This window comes from Microbacterium sp. CFBP9023, assembly GCF_034045055.1.
GTDB lineage: Bacteria > Actinomycetota > Actinomycetes > Actinomycetales > Microbacteriaceae > Microbacterium.
The window spans coordinates 837,587-853,994 of sequence record NZ_JAXCWI010000002.1 but is presented as its reverse complement, the minus strand read 5'-3'; the positions used below and the strand labels follow the sequence as shown (position 1 = coordinate 853,994).

At 68.9% G+C, this 16,408-nt stretch carries 15 protein-coding genes and 1 rRNA gene; 12 read left to right on the top strand and 4 right to left on the bottom strand.

Going from position 1 to position 16,408, the window contains the following annotated elements:
- Positions 1 to 86, top strand: a 5S ribosomal RNA gene (rrf, locus tag SOM10_RS14690); the annotation flags it as partial.
- Between the two features lie 128 nt (positions 87 to 214).
- Here rrf and SOM10_RS14685 read toward each other — a convergent pair.
- Positions 215 to 991: an IclR family transcriptional regulator gene (locus SOM10_RS14685; RefSeq protein ID WP_372984588.1), complete on the bottom strand. Its 777-nt coding sequence runs from the start codon at positions 989 to 991 to the stop codon at positions 215 to 217.
- A 52-nt stretch (positions 992 to 1,043) separates the two neighbouring features.
- Between SOM10_RS14685 and hutH the strand changes: the two genes are divergently transcribed.
- The 4 genes from hutH to SOM10_RS14665 are packed head-to-tail and all read left to right on the top strand — an operon-like array spanning position 1,044 to position 6,357.
- Positions 1,044 to 2,585: a histidine ammonia-lyase gene (hutH, locus tag SOM10_RS14680; protein WP_320490733.1), complete on the top strand. Its 1,542-nt coding sequence runs from the start codon at positions 1,044 to 1,046 to the stop codon at positions 2,583 to 2,585.
- A complete protein-coding gene (hutU, locus tag SOM10_RS14675; protein WP_320490731.1) occupies positions 2,578 to 4,257 on the top strand; it encodes a urocanate hydratase in 1,680 nt (559 codons plus the stop codon). Before hutH ends, hutU begins: the two co-directional genes overlap by 8 nt.
- Positions 4,254 to 5,471, top strand: a complete 1,218-nt coding sequence (gene hutI / locus SOM10_RS14670; protein ID WP_320490729.1) for an imidazolonepropionase — start codon at positions 4,254 to 4,256, stop codon at positions 5,469 to 5,471. The genes hutU and hutI overlap by 4 nt, the downstream gene beginning before the upstream one ends.
- Positions 5,452 to 6,357: an arginase family protein gene (locus tag SOM10_RS14665; RefSeq protein WP_320490727.1), complete on the top strand. Its 906-nt coding sequence runs from the start codon at positions 5,452 to 5,454 to the stop codon at positions 6,355 to 6,357. Before hutI ends, SOM10_RS14665 begins: the two co-directional genes overlap by 20 nt.
- 22 nt (positions 6,358 to 6,379) lie before the next feature.
- Here SOM10_RS14665 and cls read toward each other — a convergent pair whose 3' ends face one another.
- A complete protein-coding gene (cls, locus tag SOM10_RS14660) occupies positions 6,380 to 7,840 on the bottom strand; it encodes a cardiolipin synthase (protein ID WP_187250717.1) in 1,461 nt (486 codons plus the stop codon).
- 141 nt (positions 7,841 to 7,981) lie between these two features.
- Positions 7,982 to 9,259 carry a DUF445 domain-containing protein gene (locus tag SOM10_RS14655; RefSeq protein WP_053097814.1) on the bottom strand — a complete coding sequence of 426 codons (1,278 nt, stop codon included), beginning with the start codon at positions 9,257 to 9,259 and terminating at the stop codon, positions 7,982 to 7,984.
- 126 nt (positions 9,260 to 9,385) lie between these two features.
- Here SOM10_RS14655 and SOM10_RS14650 point away from each other — a divergent pair, with 126 nt between their 5' ends.
- Genes SOM10_RS14650 through SOM10_RS14640 form a run of 3 tightly spaced genes read left to right on the top strand, consistent with a single transcriptional unit; the run spans position 9,386 to position 10,379 of the window.
- On the top strand, positions 9,386 to 9,667 hold the full coding sequence (locus SOM10_RS14650; RefSeq protein WP_320490726.1) for a type II toxin-antitoxin system prevent-host-death family antitoxin: 282 nt from the start codon (positions 9,386 to 9,388) through the stop codon (positions 9,665 to 9,667).
- Complete coding sequence (locus SOM10_RS14645; RefSeq protein ID WP_320490724.1) at positions 9,664 to 10,077, top strand: type II toxin-antitoxin system VapC family toxin; 414 nt, start codon at positions 9,664 to 9,666, stop codon at positions 10,075 to 10,077. Before SOM10_RS14650 ends, SOM10_RS14645 begins: the two co-directional genes overlap by 4 nt.
- A gap of 29 nt (positions 10,078 to 10,106) precedes the next feature.
- Positions 10,107 to 10,379 carry a metal-sensitive transcriptional regulator gene (locus tag SOM10_RS14640; RefSeq protein WP_053097810.1) on the top strand — a complete coding sequence of 91 codons (273 nt, stop codon included), beginning with the start codon at positions 10,107 to 10,109 and terminating at the stop codon, positions 10,377 to 10,379.
- Positions 10,380 to 10,400: 21 nt separating this feature from the next.
- Here the strand turns inward: SOM10_RS14640 and SOM10_RS14635 are convergent, their stop codons facing one another.
- A complete protein-coding gene (locus tag SOM10_RS14635; protein ID WP_053097808.1) occupies positions 10,401 to 11,948 on the bottom strand; it encodes an amino acid permease in 1,548 nt (515 codons plus the stop codon).
- Between the two features lie 156 nt (positions 11,949 to 12,104).
- Between SOM10_RS14635 and SOM10_RS14630 the strand changes: the two genes are divergently transcribed.
- From SOM10_RS14630 to SOM10_RS14615, 4 genes are read left to right on the top strand one after another with little or no spacing between them, the layout of a single operon-like run.
- Positions 12,105 to 13,460, top strand: a complete 1,356-nt coding sequence (locus SOM10_RS14630; RefSeq protein ID WP_053097806.1) for a glutamine synthetase family protein — start codon at positions 12,105 to 12,107, stop codon at positions 13,458 to 13,460.
- Positions 13,441 to 14,193, top strand: coding sequence for a gamma-glutamyl-gamma-aminobutyrate hydrolase family protein (locus SOM10_RS14625; RefSeq protein WP_320490721.1), 753 nt, complete (start codon positions 13,441 to 13,443; stop codon positions 14,191 to 14,193). The genes SOM10_RS14630 and SOM10_RS14625 overlap by 20 nt, the downstream gene beginning before the upstream one ends.
- Positions 14,190 to 15,551 carry an aldehyde dehydrogenase family protein gene (locus SOM10_RS14620; RefSeq protein ID WP_320490720.1) on the top strand — a complete coding sequence of 454 codons (1,362 nt, stop codon included), beginning with the start codon at positions 14,190 to 14,192 and terminating at the stop codon, positions 15,549 to 15,551. Before SOM10_RS14625 ends, SOM10_RS14620 begins: the two co-directional genes overlap by 4 nt.
- A 47-nt stretch (positions 15,552 to 15,598) precedes the next feature.
- The gene (locus SOM10_RS14615) at positions 15,599 to 16,378 is read left to right on the top strand and encodes a 3-oxoacyl-ACP reductase (RefSeq protein ID WP_320490719.1); all 780 of its coding nucleotides are present in this window, start codon (positions 15,599 to 15,601) and stop codon (positions 16,376 to 16,378) included.
- Positions 16,379 to 16,408 lie beyond the last annotated feature (30 nt).

The window sequence follows — 16,408 nt, the reverse complement described above, 5'->3', positions numbered from 1 at the left end:
TTTACATTCCGAACCCGGAAGCTAAGCCTCACAGCGCCGATGGTACTGCAGGGGGGACCCTGTGGGAGAGTAGGACACCGCCGGACTTCTTTTAAACAGAAAAGCCACCCAATGTTGGGTGGCTTTTCTGCGTTAACGTGTGCGCAAGCGCAAGCGCAAGCGCAAGCGCAAGCGCAGTCGTCGACTGACCGGGCGCGGCAGCGGATGCGTCGCGTCAGCGCTTGAGCCGTGACTCGAGTACGGACGCCGTCTCGATCACGGCGTCCGCAAGGATACGCTCATCGAGCTCGCCGCCGGCCCAGGTCACAGCGACCGCGGCCACAGGCCAGCCCGCATGATCGCGGACGACGGCGCCGACGCTGCGCAGTCCGTCTGCCACCTCGCTGTCCTCGGTCGCATAGCCGCGTTCACGAACGGTGCGCAGCAGCTCGCGCAGTTCACTCGGCTTCCTGGGGCCGCGTCCCGTACGGTCGGGGAACGCAGACGCGCTCGGATACAGCGCACGCACCTGCTCGCGGGGGAGCGCAGCCAGCATGGCCCGCCCCGAGGCGGTGAGGTGCGCAGGCAAGCGGACGCCGACATCCGTCACGAGAGCCTGCCGTCGGGGAGCGCGCTCCTCGACGATATAGAGCACGTCGCCGCCGCTCATCACCGCCAGGTGGGTGCTCTCTCCGAGACGATCTGAGAGGGCGGCCACAAGAGGCCGCCCGATGCGCGCGAGCGGCTGCTGCCGCGCGTATCCGCCGGCGAGTTCGAATGCCGAGGTGCCGAGGCCCCAGCGCCGGTCTTCCTTCATATGCAGCACGAACCCGTGCGCAGCGAGGGTCGTGAGCAGGTGATAGACGGTCGACCGGGGCAGCTCGAGTTCGCGGGCGATCGCCGAGGCGGCGACGGGCGCGGGGCGCCCGGCCAGATAACTCAGGATCCGCAGCGTGTTGTGGGCGGCGGGCACCTGCGCGGCGGCCACTTCGTTGTCTGGGATCACAGACACAGGATGTCACGATCGCCTGCCACGCGCGACCCGTCGGGTGTGGAATCGAGACATGACCGATCTTCCCGCCGTCCTCATCGGCGATGCACCCCTGAGCCCCGCCGACGTCGTCGCGGTGGCGCGCCATGGCGCGAGCGTCACGATCAGCTCCGCCGCTCTCGATCGCGTCGCGGGGACGCGACGCGTGATCGACGGACTCGCGGCAGATCCGCACCCGCACTACGGTGTCTCGACGGGTTTCGGCGCGCTCGCGACGACGTTCATCGCCCCCGACCGCCGCCTTCAGCTGCAGGCGAGCCTCATCCGCTCGCACGCGGCCGGCACCGGCGCCGAGGTCGAACGCGAGGTCGTCCGCGGCCTGCAGCTGCTGCGCCTTCAGACGCTCTCCTCCGGCCGCACGGGTGTTCGCCCCGTCGTGGTCGAGACCTACGCTGCTCTGCTGAACGCGGGCATCACCCCGATCGTGCGCGAATACGGATCGCTGGGGTGTTCCGGTGACCTCGCCCCGCTCGCGCACATCGCACTCGCGGCGATGGGAGAGGGCGATGTGCGTGACGCCGAGGGCACGCTCATCCCGGCATCCGACGCGCTGGCCGCAGCCGGCATCCATCCCCTCACTCTCGTCGAGAAGGAGGGCCTCGCGCTCATCAACGGCACCGACGGCATGCTCGGCATGCTCGTGCTGGCGCTGCACGACCTCGAGACGCTGCTCGTGACGGCCGACATGGCGGCGGCGATGTCGGTCGAGTCGCAGCTCGGCACGGATGCCGTCTTCGCGGCCGACCTCATGGCGCTGCGACCGCAGTCCGGCCAGGCCGAGTCGGCGGCGAACCTGCGGGCTTTCCTGCACGATTCGCCGATCGTGCACAGCCACAAGGGACCGGAGGACGGGCGCGTGCAGGACGCATACTCCCTGCGTTGTTCGCCGCAGGTCCACGGCACCGCGCGCGACACGATGGGCTACGCATCGACCATCGCCGAGCGCGAGCTCGCCAGCGTCATCGACAACCCGGTGATCACGGTCGATGGGCGCATCGAGTCGAACGGCAACTTCCACGGTGCACCGGTCGCAGCGGTGCTGGACTTCCTGGCCATCTCGGTCGCCGACGTGGCCTCCATCTCCGAGCGCCGCACCGACCGCGCGCTCGATCCGGCACGCAACCACGGGCTGCCGCCCTTCCTCGCCGACGAGGTCGGTGTCGACTCGGGGCTGATGATCGCGCAGTACGCGGCGGCTGGAATCGTCTCGGAGCTCAAGCGGCTCGCCGTCCCGGCATCCGTCGATTCCATCCCTTCCTCGGCGATGCAGGAGGACCACGTGTCGATGGGGTGGGCCGCTGCTCGCAAGCTGCGCCGCGCGATCGACGGACTCGGCCGTGTCATCGCGATCGAGGTGCTCACCGGTGCCCGTGCGCTGGATCTGCGCGCTCCGCTGCAGGCCGGCCCTGCGACCGGAGCGGTGCGCGACCTGGTCCGCACGGTCGCCGCGGGCCCCGGACCCGACCGATTCCTCTCACCCGACATGGAGGCCGTGACTGCACTCGTGCAGTCCGGCGCCATCGCCCGCATCGCAAAGGAGCACGCGAATGACTGACATCACGACGGATACGACTCCGACCACCGGGCCGCGCACGGTTCGCGCCGCCCGTGGCAACCAGCGCACCGCCAAGAGCTGGGGTGCGGAGGCGGCGAAGCGGATGCTGATGAACAACCTAGACGCCGAGGTCGCCGAGCACCCCGAAGACCTCGTCGTCTACGGCGGTACGGGCAAGGCGGCGCGCAGCTGGGAGGCGTACGACGCGATCGTCCGCACGCTCGATGAGCTCGAGCCGGACGAGACGCTGCTCGTGCAGTCGGGCAAGCCGGTCGGCGTCTTCCGCACGCACGAGTGGGCGCCGCGCGTGCTGATCGCCAACTCGAACCTCGTGGGCGACTGGGCCAACTGGCCCGAGTTCCGCAAGCTCGAAGAGCTCGGTCTGATCATGTACGGCCAGATGACCGCGGGGTCGTGGATCTACATCGGCACCCAGGGCATTCTGCAGGGCACGTACGAGACGTTCTCCGCGGTCGCCCGCTCGCTCGGCAAGGACTCGCTCAAGGGAACGCTGACGCTGACCGGCGGTGCGGGTGGCATGGGCGGCGCTCAGCCGCTCGCGGTGACGCTCAACGACGGCGCCGTGCTGATCGTCGACGTCGACGAGTCGCGTCTCGCCCGTCGTGTGCAGCACGGCTACCTCGACGAGTACACCACCGATCTCGATGCGGCGATCACGCGGGTCGTCGCGGCGAAGGATGCGGGCGAAGCGCTCTCGGTGGGCGTGGTCGGCAACGCGGCCGAGGTCTTCCCCGAGCTGCTGCGCCGCGGGGTGCCGATCGACATCGTCACCGATCAGACCAGCGCGCACGACCCGCTCGCCTACCTGCCGGTCGGCATGGCCGTCGCCGACTGGAAGTCCGAGGCCGAGCGGGATGCGGAGGAGTTCACCCGCCGCTCGCGCGAGTCGATGGCTCAGCATGTCGCGGCGATGGTCGCGTTCCAGGATGCCGGGGCCGCGGTCTTCGACTACGGCAACTCGATCCGGGCCGAGGCGCAGCTCGGCGGATTCGATCGCGCCTTCGAGTTCCCGGGCTTCGTGCCGGCGTACATCCGCCCGCAGTTCGAAGAGGGTCGCGGACCCTTCCGCTGGGCGGCGCTCTCGGGCGACCCCGAGGACATCTACAAGACCGACCGTGCGATCGCCGAGCTGTTCCCCGAAGACAAGGCTCTCCACCGCTGGCTCGAGAAGGCCGGCGAGAAGGTGCACTTCGAGGGACTGCCCGCGCGCATCTGCTGGCTCGGATACAAGGAGCGCCACCTCGCCGGCCTCAGGTTCAACGAGATGGTGGCCTCGGGGGAGCTGGCCGCGCCGATCGTGATCGGCCGCGACCACCTCGACTCCGGCTCCGTGGCGTCGCCGTATCGCGAGACGGAGGCCATGAAGGACGGTTCGGACGCCATCGCCGACTGGCCCCTGCTGAACGCGCTGCTCAACACGGCATCCGGTGCATCGTGGGTGTCGCTGCACCATGGCGGCGGAGTCGGCATCGGGCGCTCGATCCATGCAGGGCAGGTGACCGTCGCCGACGGATCGGCGCTCGCCGCCGAGAAGCTCGAACGCGTGCTCACCAACGATCCGGGCACCGGCGTCATGCGCCATGTCGACGCCGGATACGAGCACGCTCGGGACATCGCCCGTGAGCGTGGACTCAAGGTGCCGATGCTGTGAGCACCTCGCTGATCACGAACATCGCCGAGCTGACGACCAACGTCGCCTCGCCCGACGGCGACCGCTTCGGCACGCTCGTCGACGCGGCCGTGCTCATCGACGGCGAGCGGATCGCATGGGTCGGGTCCGCTGCGGATGCGCCGGAGGCCGACGTCGTCATCGACGCGGCGGGTCGCGCCGTCATCCCCGGTTTCGTCGACAGCCACAGCCACCTGGTCTTCGGAGGCGACCGCGCCGCGGAGTTCGAGGCCCGGATGGCGGGGCAGCGATACGCCGCCGGCGGCATCCGCTCGACCGTGGTCGCGACACGAGCGGCGAGCGACGACGAGCTGCGCGCGCGTCTGCGGGGATTCGTCGACGAGATGCTCGCCCAGGGCACCACGACGGTCGAGATCAAGAGCGGCTATGGCCTGAGCGTGCGAGACGAGGAGCGCCTGGTGCGCCTCGCGGCGGAAGTCACGCCCGAGGTCACCTTCCTCGGAGCGCACGTGGTGCCGGTGGAGTACGCCGACCGCGCGGACGAGTACGTCGACCTGGTGACAGGGCCGATGCTCGACGCGTGCGCTCCGCATGCGAAGTGGATCGACGTGTTCTGTGAGACGGGTGCGTTCTCGGTCGAGCAGTCGCGAAGGGTGCTCGAGGCGGGCATCGCACAGGGGCTCGTTCCCCGAGTGCACGCGAGTCAGCTCGGCCCGGGTGAGGGAGTACGCCTCGCCGTCGACCTCGGCGCGGCATCCGTCGACCACGGCACCTACCTGACCGACTCCGACATCGAGGCGCTGGCAGCATCCGACACGGTGCTCACGCTGCTCCCCGGGGTGGAGTTCTCGACCCGCCAGCCGTATCCCGACGCGCGACGACTCATCGACGCGGGCGTGACCGTGGCGATCGCCTGCGACACCAATCCGGGATCGAGCTTCACGTCGTCGATGCCGTTCTGCATCGCGCTCGCGGTGCGCGACATGGGCCTGACCCCCGCCGAGGCGGTGTGGGCGGCGACCGCCGGGGGCGCTCTGGCGCTGCACCGCGACGATGTCGGCGTGATCACGCCGGGCGCGCGGGCGGACCTCGTGCTGCTGTCGGCGCCGACCCGCATCCATCTCGCCTACCGACCCGGAGTCCCGCTCGTCGAGCGGGTGTGGAAGGACGGCGTCGGGGTCTTCGCAGCATCCGGAACGGCAGAGGGGACGAATCATGGCACTGTCGCACGATGAGCTCTGGCCGCGCGCGGGCTCCTGGCCCGGGTTCGAGACAGGGGATGACGCGGATGCCGTGCTGCTCGGCGTGCCGACCTGGCGCACCTCGCTGTCACCGACCGGAGCACACGCGACGCCCGCCGCGATCCGCGAGTCGCTCACCCGGTACAGCGCGACGCTCATGGGGCCGCCCGTGGTCGATCTCGGGGCGGCACTCCGCGTGCTCGATGCCGGGGACGTCGACGAGCCGGACGGCGAGGACGGCATCGCGACCACCGTCCGGCGCGTGCGCGAGCTCGCTGACGCCACCCGTCTCGTCATCGCACTCGGGGGCGATAACGCCCTGACCTATCCGGTCGCGCGCGGTGCCGGGGCCACCGGACTCATCACCATCGACGCGCACTTCGATCTGCGTGACGGCATCTCGAACGGATCGCCCGTCCGTCGGCTGATCGAAGACGCGCCCGACGGCGAGAGGATCGACCCGACGAGGATCGTCCAGATCGGCATCGCGGACTTCGCGAACTCCGCCGCCTACGCGGCGCGTGCTGCCGGGTGGGGAATCCGCGTGATCACCCTCGACGAGGTTCGCCGCCGGGGCATCGAGGACGTCGTCGCGGAGGCGACGCGCATCGCCGGAGCGGGTGCCGCCGCCCGCATCCACCTCGACGCCGACGTCGACGCGGCCGACCGTTCCGCGGCGCCGGGCTGCCCGGCATCCGTTCCCGGCGGCTTCGCCGCGTGGGAGCTGCGCCACCTCGTGCGCGCGATCGTCGGCGACCCGCGTGTGGTCAGCGCCGACATCGCCGAGGTCGATGCGACCGCTGACACCGACGACCTCCGCACGGTGAGGCTCGCCGCGCTGTGCGTGCTCGAGATGCTCGCGGCGCTCGCGTCCCGCTGACACGGCGTCGGGAGAGCGCCACTCAGTTCAGCGCCGACGTCAGCCGGAACAGGCCGTCGAGGAAGGTCGACTTCGCAGGCTCGCGCAGCCATTCGTCGAGTGTCAGCTCCCGCCCGGCGGCGCGGTACTTCTGCTCGACCTGGCGCATCTGCGCGACGAAGGACCCGCCCCGCACCAGCAGCGACATCTCGGAGTTGAGGCTGAAGGAGCGGATGTCCATGTTGCTCGAGCCGATCACGGCGATGTCGTCGTCGATCGAGAAGTGCTTGGCGTGCAGGATGTACGGCGCGGGGTAGAGGAAGATGCGCACTCCGGCTCGCAGCAGCGTCTCGTAGTACGACCGCTGTGCGTGATAGACCATCGCCTGGTCGCCGAGCTCCGATACGAACAGCTGCACGTCGAGTCCGCGCTGGCATGCCGTGGTGATGGCATAGATCATCGCCTCGTCGGGCACGAAGTACGGGCTCGTCAGGATGACCTTCTCGGTCGCGCCGTGGATGAGCGAGAGGAACATCCGCAGGTTGTTCTCGGTGCCGTATGCCGGCCCGCTCGGCACCATCTGGCAGTGCAGATCGGCGGGTGGAGGTGCGGGAACGGCGGTGGCCGGTACGCGTTCGACCGCGGACAGGTCCTCGCCGGTCTCGATGAGCCAGTCCGACAGGAACACCGCATCGACCTGGGCGACGACCGGTCCGTCGACGCGGGACACCAGCTCCTGCCACATGAGGCCGCGTCTGATGTTCTTCTCCGAGTTGTAGTCGCGGGAGATGAGATTCTGCGAGCCGACGAAACCGACGTGGCCGTCGACGACGACAAGTTTGCGGTGGTTGCGCAGATCGGGGCGCTGGTACTCGCCCTTGAGCGGGCGAACCGGCAGCATCCATGCCCACGTCACGCCGACCCTGTCGAGCTCCGCGAAGGTCTCCTCCGACTTCGGGATCTTGCGCGAGGCGATGTAGTCGGCCAGCAGGCGCACCGTCACCCCGCGGGCGACGGCTCTCTCCATCGCGTCGAAGAAGCCCCGGGTCGTCTCGTCGCGCGCCGCGATGTAGAACTCCACGTGCACGTATCGCTCGGCGGAGTCGATGGCTGCGGCCATCGCGTCGATCGATGCCTGGTAGTCGTCGATCAGCTGCGCCGACGAGGCACCGACCATCGGCAGGCCGGTGAGGGCGTGATTCTGCTGCGCGACACGCTGCAGCCACCGCGGAGCCTCGGCATCCGGAAGGTCGAGGGCGCGCTCGGCGATCATCGCCGTGATGCGCTGCTGCTCGTCACGGCGCTTCTTCGGCAGCCGGAAGTCTCCGATGAGCAGGTAGAGCGCGATGCCGATGAAAGGAAGCAGGAACACGAGCAGCAGCCACGCCATCGCCGCGGTGGGCTTGCGATCGCGCGGGATGTAGATCAGCGCGAGCACGTTGATGCAGAACGCCGCGATCGCGAGCACCGACCAGACCAGGTTCGCGGAGAGCAGCGAGTCCATGACTCCTCCTTCGAGGGATGCCGGTATGCCAGAGGGGTTCCCGTGCGACCTGCGCGAGTGAGGTGCACGCTAGCAGTGGCGCGGCCGCCCCTCTACAGGCCCTCACCCGGAGGGTGCGATGCCGTCAACCCTGCTCAGTGCTCAGACCCCGGGGATCAGCAGGTGCGCGATCGTGAAGATCGCCAGGCCCGCGAGCGCGCCGACGAACGTGCCGTTCAGACGGATGTACTGCAGGTCGCGGCCGACCATGAGCTCGATCTTCTCGGTCGTCTCGACCGGGTCCCACCGCTCGACGGTGTCGGTGATGATCGACGCGATGTCATGGCGGTAGCGGTCGACGAGGAACACCGCGGCATCCGACACCCACGTGTCGACGCGGTGCTGCAGCGCGGCATCCGTCGTGAGCCTGTCGCCGATCTCCTGCAGAGCCTGTGCTGCCCGCACACGCAGACCGCTCTCGGGGTCGGCGAGGGCGGTGAGCAGTCCGTTCTTCGCCGTGTCCCAGGCCTCGGCGGCGAGGGCGCCCACGCGGGGGCTGTCGAACAGCGATGCCTTGGCGTTCTCGAGCTTGGCCCTCGTCGCGGGGTCGTTCTGCAGGCTGTCGGCGAGGCGGGCGAGGTAGCCGTCGACGGCGATGCGTGCCGGATGCTTCGGGTCGGCCTGCACGGCGCGGACGAACTTGACCGCCTCGTTGTAGGCGGTGTCGTCGACGAATCGGTGGGCGAGCTTCGGCACCCACCCGGGGAGCCTGCGCGAGATGAGTCCCGAGAACGACTCGGCGTTCGCATCCAGCCAGCGGCCGATGCTGTCGGCGGCGAGGTCGACCGCCCCGTGATGCGCATCGGCCTCGACGATCTTCTCGAGCCAGGCGCCGGCGGGCGGTCCCCACTCGGGAGAGACGAGGTGCTCGCGGGCGAGGTCGGTGATGAGGTCGCGCACGTCGTCGTCGCTGAGAGCGTTCAGGACGGCGGTCGCGATCGTCGCCCCCTCGGCCGCCACGCGTTCGGCGTGGGCGGGCTCACGCAGCCATTCACCGGCTCGCTTCGCGATCGCCGTGCTCGCGAGCTTGGTGCGCACGACGCTCGCCTCGAGGAAGTTCGTCTCGACGAACTCGCCCAGCGTGCGGCCGATCTCGTCTTTGCGGTTCGGGATGATCGCGGTGTGCGGAATGGGCAGCCCCAGCGGCCGACGGAAGAGCGCGGTTACGGCGAACCAGTCGGCGAGAGCACCCACCATGCCGCCCTCGGCGGCGGCGCGGACGTAGGCCAACCACGGCTGACGCTCCTGGAAGGCGAACGCGATCACGAACACGACCGCCATGAAGATCAGCGCGCCGAGAGCCACCGCCTTCATGCGGCGAAGAGCGCGAAGTCGTACCTGGTCTGCGGGCGACAGGAGCGCCATCGGGGTTCGCGGCATGACGTCATCCTTTCACGGGGAGTCCTCGCTGAGGTCGGCTTGTATCGTCCGGTCCGTCGCCCTTCACCGAGTCCACGCTGTGTAGTACTCTCACTACAGTTCGAAACGGGGTCCATCGTGTTCACCATGACCGCTCGAGAGTTCAACCAGTCCGTCGCGCGCGCTCAGCGCGTCGCCGACGGGCAGCCCGTGATGATCACGAGACGTGGCGAGCCCGCCTATGTACTGCTGAGCATCGGAGATTACGAACGCCTCCGGCCCGCCGCTCTGACGGAGGACACGCGATCCTTCCTGGACGTCGTCCGGCCCCTCCCTGAGGGGGCGGATCCCGATGACGTCTTCGGTCAGATCATGGACGAGATCGCCGCCGACAGATCGCGTGACTTCGGACGAGAGATCGACCTGTGACACCGTTCCTGGTCGACACGAACGTGATCTCGGAGATCCGTCGGCCCAGGCCCGACCTCGGCGTGGCGCGGTGGTTCGGCGCGACGGCTCGGGAGTCCATGCACATCAGCGTGATCACCGGGCTCGAACTCGAGCGCGGCGTCCTCCTGGCGCGGAGACGGGATGCCGTCGCCGCCGCGTCTCTGGAACGGTGGCTGGACTCGGTCAGAAGCGGACTGGTGCACCCCGCTCTCGAGGTGACGCAGGCGATCGCTCAGATCACCGCAGCCATCCAAGTGCCGAACCGGCGTCCGCTCGGCGACTCGCTCATCGCGGCCACCGCGCTGCACCACGGACTGACGCTGGTCACCCGCAACGAGAGAGACTTCGACATCCCGGGACTCGCTGTCCTCAACCCGTTCTCGGGCTGACCGAGGCAGGATCCGAGTACCCTCGAATCGTGATCGAAGACATCAAGAAGCGTGCGCTGCACCGCACCAGCATCCTCGAGGGTCAGATGCGCGGAGTCGCGCGGATGATCGAGAGCGAGGAGTACTGCATGGACATCATCACGCAGTCCCGCGCGATCCAGCGTTCGCTCGAGTCCCTCAACCGCCTGCTGCTCGAGAACCATCTGCGCACGCACGTGACGCACATGTTCGACGAGGGCGGGGAGGAGCGCGACAAGGCCGTCGACGAGCTGCTCAAGGCGTTCGACTTCGACCGCAAGTAGCGCCGCGCTCCTCCGCCCCGGTCAGCGTCCGCCGCCGAACACCTCGCCCTCCATGGCGTCGTAGCCCTCGGCCTGCGGGTCGCCGTGCGAACCGCCTGACAGCGCGTACTCCTCTTCGGGCGAGAGCACGAGGCGGTGTCGGAAGAACAGGCCGAATCCGAGCAGGATGATCGCATAGACGATCGCGATCGCGATGATCGCCGGGCCGAACGTCGGGTTGAGGAGGAAGCCCACGAAGATCAGTGCCGCGATCACCAGGGCGATCACCGCGCCGGGGATGCCCCACGGGCTGACGTACGGACGGTCGACGTTGGGGAACTTCTTGCGCAGGATGATGAACGACACGAGCTGCAGTCCATAGGCGACGACGGCTCCCCACACGGCGATGTTCAGCACGATCGCGCCGGCGACCGTTCCGGCACCCTCCGAGTCGACGGCGGTGAGCACGTCGAGCACGATCAGCGCCACGAAGCCGACCGCCGCGCCGACAGTGAGCGCGACCCACGGGGTCTGCCGCTTTCCGGTGAGCGAGAGGAAGCGGGGGTAGTAGCCGGCGCGGGACAGTGAGTACATGTTGCGTCCGTAGGCGAACATGATTCCCTGCAGCGACGCGAGCAGGCCGATGAGGGCGAACAGCGCGAGCACGGCGGCGAGCTGGTCGCCGACGATCGCGCGGAAGCCGTCGAGCAGCGGCTCACCGGCGGTGCCGGTGGCCTCGGCGCCGATCACGCCGGTGTTCAGGAAAAGCACCAGGAGTCCGGTGACGATCAGGGTGCCGCGGGCCCAGAATCCTGCCTTCGGGATGTCGCGGGTCGGGTTGTGCGACTCCTCGGCCGCGAGCGGGAGCTCCTCGATGCCGAGGAAGAACCACATCGCGAACGGCAGCGCGAACAGGATCGGCAGGACGCCGTGCGGAAGGAACGCGGTCTGGCCCTCGTCGGGGACGATGTCCCACAGGGCATCCCACGAGAACGCGCCGGAGAAGATCGCCATGGCGGAGAACACCAGGATGATGCCGATGGAGATCACGGAGACGACGATCGCGAAGCGGAACGAGATGGCGGCGCCCGCGGAGTTCAGGGCGATGAAGACGACGTAGAGGATGAGATACCAGACCCAGCCCGGCAGTTCGAGGCCGAGCAGCTCGCTCGTGATGCCGTTGGCATACGACGCCGAGAAGTAGACGATCACCGCCGTGGTCGCGACGTACTCGATGGTCTCGGCGGCTCCGGTGACGAGACCGCCCCACGGACCCATGGCCGAGCGGGCGAAGGAGTACGCGCCGCCGGTATGCGGCATCGCGGCCGCCATCTCGCCGATCGCGAAGATCATGCCGTAGTACATCGCCACGAGGATGGCGAACGCGATGAGCATCCCGCCGAAACCCGCGAAGTCGATGCCGAAGTTCCAGCCGGAGAAGTCGCCCGAGATCACCGCGGCGACCGCCAGACCCCACAGGCCCCAGACGCCGGCCGACCTCTTCAGCGTCCGTTTCTCGAAGTAGTCGCTCCCGGCACGTGTATAGGTCGCTCCGGCGACCTTGCGGGATTCATTGCTCTGCTGGGACATCCGCTCTCCGTTCGCATGCGTGCAGGCGCCGGGTGCACCTTGCGGATGATTGTGACAGTCAATGGTGGTTTCGTCTACCTTTAAACGACGAGTTGATCTACTCTGAGGGCGAAGCCGGTCGGCCGATCGCTTCACCGCACGAGAACGGAGCGTCAGATGTCGGGCAACCTGAGCATCGAACAGCTGGATGCCGGCATCGCCGCCGGTGAGATCGACACGGTGATCGTGGCCTTCGCGGATGCGCAGGGGCGACTGGTCGGCAAACGTGTGTCGGCGCGGCTGTTCCAGGAGGACATCCTGGCTCACGGGGCCGAGGCCTGCGACTACCTGCTGTCGGTCGACGTCGACATGAACACCGTCGACGGCTATGCGATGTCGGGGTGGGACCGCGGCTACGGAGACATGGTGCTGAAGCCCGACGTCGAGACCCTGCGCAACATCCCGTGGCTCGAGGGCACCGCGCTGGTCATGTCCGATCTCGTGTGGCAGAACGGCGAACCCGTCGGGCCCTCGCCCCGGGCGATCCTCGATCGCCAGCGCGACCGCCTCGCCGAGCGGGGCTGGACCGCGTACTCGGGCACCGAGCTCGAGTTCATCGTCTTCGACAACACCTACCGCGACGCCTGGGCGCGCAAGTACGACGGGCTGACACCCGCGACCGACTACAACGTCGACTACAACCTGCTCGCCTCGACCCGCATGGAGCCGCTGCTGCGTGACATCCGCAACAGCATGGACGGCGCGGGCCTGTACTGCGAGGGCGTGAAGGGCGAGTGCAACTTCGGTCAGCAGGAGATCGCGTTCCGGTATGCGGAGGTGCGGGAGACCGCCGACCAGCACGCGATCTACAAGAACGGCGCGAAGGAGATCGCCGAGCAGCACGGCAAGGCGCTCACGTTCATGGCCAAGTTCAACGAGCGTGAGGGCAACAGCTGCCACATCCACCTGTCGCTGCGCGACGAGTCGGGTGCCCCGGTGATGGCAGGCGACGGAGAGCACGGCTTCAGTCCCGTGATGGAGCACTGGATCGCCGGCATCCTCGCCACTCTGCGCGAATTCACCCTGCTGCTCGCGCCCAACATCAACTCGTACAAGCGTTTCGCGAAGGGCAGCTTCGCGCCGACCGGTGTGGCATGGGGCATCGACAACCGCACCTGCGCTCTGCGGGTAGTCGGCCATGGATCGGGGCTGCGGGTCGAGAACCGGGTGCCCGGCGGAGATGTGAACCCGTACCTCGCGATCTCGGCGATCATCGCGGGCGGTCTGCACGGCATCGAGAACGAACTGCCGCTGCCCGAGCGCTTCACCGGCAACGCCTACGAGGATGCGGTCGACCACCTGCCGACCACCCTGCGCGAGGCGGCGAAGCTGTTCAGCGAATCGACCATCGCGCGGGCGGCGTTCGGCGACGACGTGGTCGAGCACTATCTGAACCAGGCCCGCATCGAGGTGGAAGCCTACGACGCGGCCGTCACCGACTGGGAGCGCATCCGTGGCTTCGAGCGCCTCTGACCCCGCGCCGCTGATCGGCGTCACGACCTATCTCGAGCGCGCGCAGCAAGGGGTGTGGGATGTCAGGGCCGCGTTCCTGCCGGAGCAGTACCTCACGAGCGTGACCTCCTCGGGCGGCATCGCCCTTCTTCTCCCGCCCCAGGATCCGGATGCCGCGGACGCGGCGATCTCAGGGATGGACGGACTCGTGCTCTCGGGTGGCGCGGACGTCGCCCCCGAGCTCTACGGCGAGGACCGGCATCCGCTCACCGACCCCGCGAGGGTGGACCGCGACGCGTGGGAGCTCGCGCTCTTCCAGGCGGCCGAGCGTCGTGGCATCCCGGTGCTCGCCATCTGCCGCGGTCTGCAGCTCGTGAACGTCGCCCGCGGCGGAACCCTGCAGCAGCACCTGCCCGAGTCGCTCGGCACCGAGAAGTACCGCATCGGCGGCGGTGTCTTCGCCGAGAACGACGTCGCGGTGTCGACCGACACACCCCTCGCCGACATCATCGGCGAGACCGAGATGCGGGTGCACAGCTACCACCACCAGGGGGTCGACCGTCTCGGCGAGGGGCTCGTCGCCGCCGCGCATTCGGACGACGGCCTCGTGCAGGCCTTCGTCGACACGTCAGCCGGCCACATCGTCGGCGTCCAATGGCACCCCGAAGAGAACGCCGAGGATCGGCGGCTCTTCACCGATCTCGTCTCACAGGCCCGTGCGTTCGCCGCGCGGCGGAAGGAGGACGCCCGATGAGCGCGTTCACAGTCATCAACCCGTCGACCGGCGCGGTGATCCGCGAGGTCGCGCGCGCCGACATCGGAGAGACGGATGCCGCGATCGCGCGCGCTGTCGCAGCGCAGCGACGGTGGGCGGCTCTCGCCCCGGTCGCGCGGGCTGACGCGCTGCGGTCCTTCGCTCGTGCGGTCGAGGCGGCCACGGAGGAGCTCGCACAGCTCGAGGTGCGGAACTCCGGGCATCCGATCGGCTCGGCCCGCTGGGAGGCCGGGCACGTCGCGCAGGTGCTCAACTACTACTCGGCCGATCCCGAGCGACTGTCGGGTCGGCAGATCCCGGTGGCCGGCGGACTCGACGTCACCTTCCACGACCCCTACGGCGTGGTCGGAGTCATCGTGCCGTGGAACTTCCCTATGACGATCGCGGCGTGGGCGTTCGCGCCGGCGCTCGCCGCAGGCAACGCCGTCGTCCTGAAGCCCGCCGAGCTCACGCCGTTGACAGCCATCCGACTCGGCGAGCTGGCCCGCGAGGCCGGGCTGCCCGCGGGACTCTTCGAGGTCGTCACCGGATCGGGTTCGGTCGTCGGGCAGCGTCTCGTCGAGCACCCCGACGTCCGCAAGGTCGTGTTCACCGGGTCGACCGAGGTCGGCATCGAGGTCGCCGCCGGATGCGCTCGCGCGCTCAAGCCCGTGACGCTCGAGCTCGGCGGCAAGAGCGCCAACATCGTCTTCGCCGACGCCGACCTCGAGAAGGCCGTCGCCGCGGTGCCCGGCTCGGTGTTCGACAACGCGGGCCAGGACTGCTGCGCCCGCAGCCGGCTGCTCGTGCAGCGATCGGTGTACGACCGGTTCCTCGAGATGCTCGAACCAGCGGTCAGGGCGTGGCGTGTGGGCGACCCGTCGAGTGCCGACACCGACATGGGGCCGCTCATCTCTGCCGCGCATCGCGACACCGTGTCGGGGTTCCTCGACGACGCGAACATCGCGTTCCGCGGCAGCGCTCCGAGCGGCGACGGATTCTGGTTCGCGCCCGCCGTGGTGCTCGCCGGCCCGTCCGACCGGATCGCCCAGCAGGAGGTGTTCGGCCCGGTCGTCGCGGTGATGCCGTTCGAGGACGAGGCCGATGCGATCCGCCTGGCGAACGACACCGCCTACGGTCTCGCCGGGTCGATCTGGACCGAGAGCCTCGGACGGGCCGTGCGCGTCTCGCGCGGCGTGCAGAGCGGCGTGCTCTCGGTGAACTCGCACTCGTCGGTGCGCTACGCGACGCCGTTCGGCGGCATGAAGGCATCCGGACTCGGGCGCGAGCTCGGTCCCGACGCCGCCGAGCACTTCACCGAGACCAAGAACGTCTTCTTCGCGACAGACGAATCCTGACCAGCGACACCCGGCCCGACCATCCCCACCTGCAACGGAGAGCACACATGACCATCGATCTGACCCAGCGCCTCAAGGACCGCGTCGCGATCATCACCGGAGGGGCGAGCGGGATCGGCTTCGCCACCGCTCAGCGCTTCGCGGCCGAAGGCGCGTTCGTCGTCATCGCCGACGTCGACCCCACCACGGGCGAGAAGGCGGCGGCCGAGGTGGGCGGTGCGTTCCGTCCCGTCGACGTGGCCGACGAGACCATGGTGAACACGCTCTTCGACGGCGTCGCCGCGGAGTTCGGCCGTATCGACATCGCCTTCAACAACGCCGGCATCTCGCCCGCCGACGACGACTCGATCGAGACGACCGAGCTGCCGGCCTGGGATCGCGTGCAGGACGTGAACCTGAAGAGCGTGTACCTGTGCAGCCGTGCGGCACTGCGCCACATGGTGCCGGCGGGTCGCGGATCGATCATCAACACCGCGTCGTTCGTCGCCCTGCTGGGGTCGGCGACCTCGCAGATCAGCTACACCGCGTCGAAGGGCGGCGTGCTGGCGATGTCGCGCGAGCTCGGCGTGCAGTTCGCGCGACAGGGCGTGCGGGTGAACGCGCTGTGCCCCGGGCCGGTGAACACGCCGCTGCTGCAGGAGCTGTTCGCCAAGGATCCCGAGCGTGCGCAGCGACGACTCGTGCACGTGCCGATGGGGCGCTTCGCCGAGCCGTCCGAGCTGGCCGCCGCTGTGGCCTTCCTCGCCTCGGACGACTCATCGTTCATCACCGCCAGCGCCTTCGTCGTCGACGGCGGCATCACGAACGCCTACGTCACCCCGCTGTGAAGCGGGACCATGTCACTGTGACAAGGTGAA